This is a genomic window from Kitasatospora sp. NPDC093558 (assembly GCF_040683475.1).
Classification (GTDB): domain Bacteria; phylum Actinomycetota; class Actinomycetes; order Streptomycetales; family Streptomycetaceae; genus Kitasatospora.
The window spans coordinates 1-1,255 of sequence record NZ_JBFBDY010001255.1; the positions used below are offsets into that span (position 1 = coordinate 1).

Below are 1,255 nucleotides of genomic sequence, written 5' to 3' on the forward strand. Positions count from 1 at the left end.
CGAAGGTCGAGTCGCCGCGGTTGTGGTAGAGCGCGGGGTCGTTCAGCCAGGACGGCGACTTGGCGGTCGCGTCGGCCGGGGTGCGGAAGCCGCGCCCTCGGCCGCGGCCGACGCCGAGCGCGACCGCAGCGCCGGGGACCGCCTACGGGCCTGGCTGGAGCGCCGCGACAAGGTCGCCCCGGCCGACCGCCGGACGGTCGCCCGCCCGGAGCGCTTCCGCCTGACCCCCGGCGCCGCCCTGCCCGAGCGCCCCTCCGTCCCGGCCCAGTCCCCTCGCGCCGAGGCCGAGCCCATCCCCGCCGAGCCCGACTCCGTGCCGACCGCCCAGGCCTGACCGGACGACGGCCGCACCCCTCCGTACCGTCCGACTCCCGGAACACGCATGCCGTCCGCCCACGCCCGTCCGTCCCGGCCGAAGGCCCTGAACATCGCCGTGGCCGCCGTGCTGGTCACCGCCGTCACCGCGACGGCGGCCGGCCTCAACGACCCGCACCTGAAGGACATCGCCCAGCAGCTGGTGTCCAGCGCCGAGACCTCCTCGCCGAACTGGAAGGCCCAGTTCGCCTCCATCGAGGACATCAAGGACGGCCGCGGCTACACCGGCGGCATCATCGGCTTCTGCTCGGGCACGGGCGACATGCTCGACCTCGTGAAGCACTACGAGCAGCTCAAGCCCGGCAACGTCCTCGGCAAGTACCTCCCGGTGCTGCAGAAAGGTCAACGGCTCGGCCTCGCACTCGGGCCTGGACCCGGACTTCGTCGCCGACTGGAAGAAGGCCGCGCAGGACCCGGCGTTCCAGCAGGCGCAGCAGGACGAGCGGGACCGCGTCCACTTCAACCCGGCCGTCATGCAGGCGCAGACCGACGGGCTGCGCGCCCCCAGCCAGTTCGCCTACTACGACGCCATCGTCATGCACGGACCGGGCGACGAACCGGTGAGCTTCGGCGGCATCCGCGCCGCCGCGATGCGCAAGGCGAAGATGCCCGCACAGGGCGGTGACGAGAGGACCTACCTCGCGGCCTTCCTCGACGCCCGCCGGGCCGCGATGAAGACCGAGGCCGCCCACGAGGAGACCGACCGCGTGGACACCGAGCAGCCGGTGTTCCTGCGCGCGGGCAACCTCGACCTCAGCACGCCGCCGGCGTGGAAGGTTACGGCGAGTCGTTCCGCATCGACCACTGACGCCGTACGACGGGGAGAGGGGCGGCTGCTCGCGCAACCGCCCCTCTCGGTGTTCCCCGGTGCGATCACCAG

Annotated in this window: 1 protein-coding gene and 1 pseudogene; both read left to right on the forward strand. The window is 73.2% G+C overall.

What is annotated here, in order from left to right; all coding sequences use genetic code 11:
* The coding region (locus AB0O00_RS40140) for a hypothetical protein (protein ID WP_363659605.1) at window positions 1-334 on the forward strand (334 nt) is incomplete at its 5' end.
* A 48-nt stretch (window positions 335-382) separates the two neighbouring features.
* Window positions 383-1,183 (forward strand): annotated as a pseudogene (locus AB0O00_RS40145) (chitosanase).
* Window positions 1,184-1,255 lie beyond the last annotated feature (72 nt).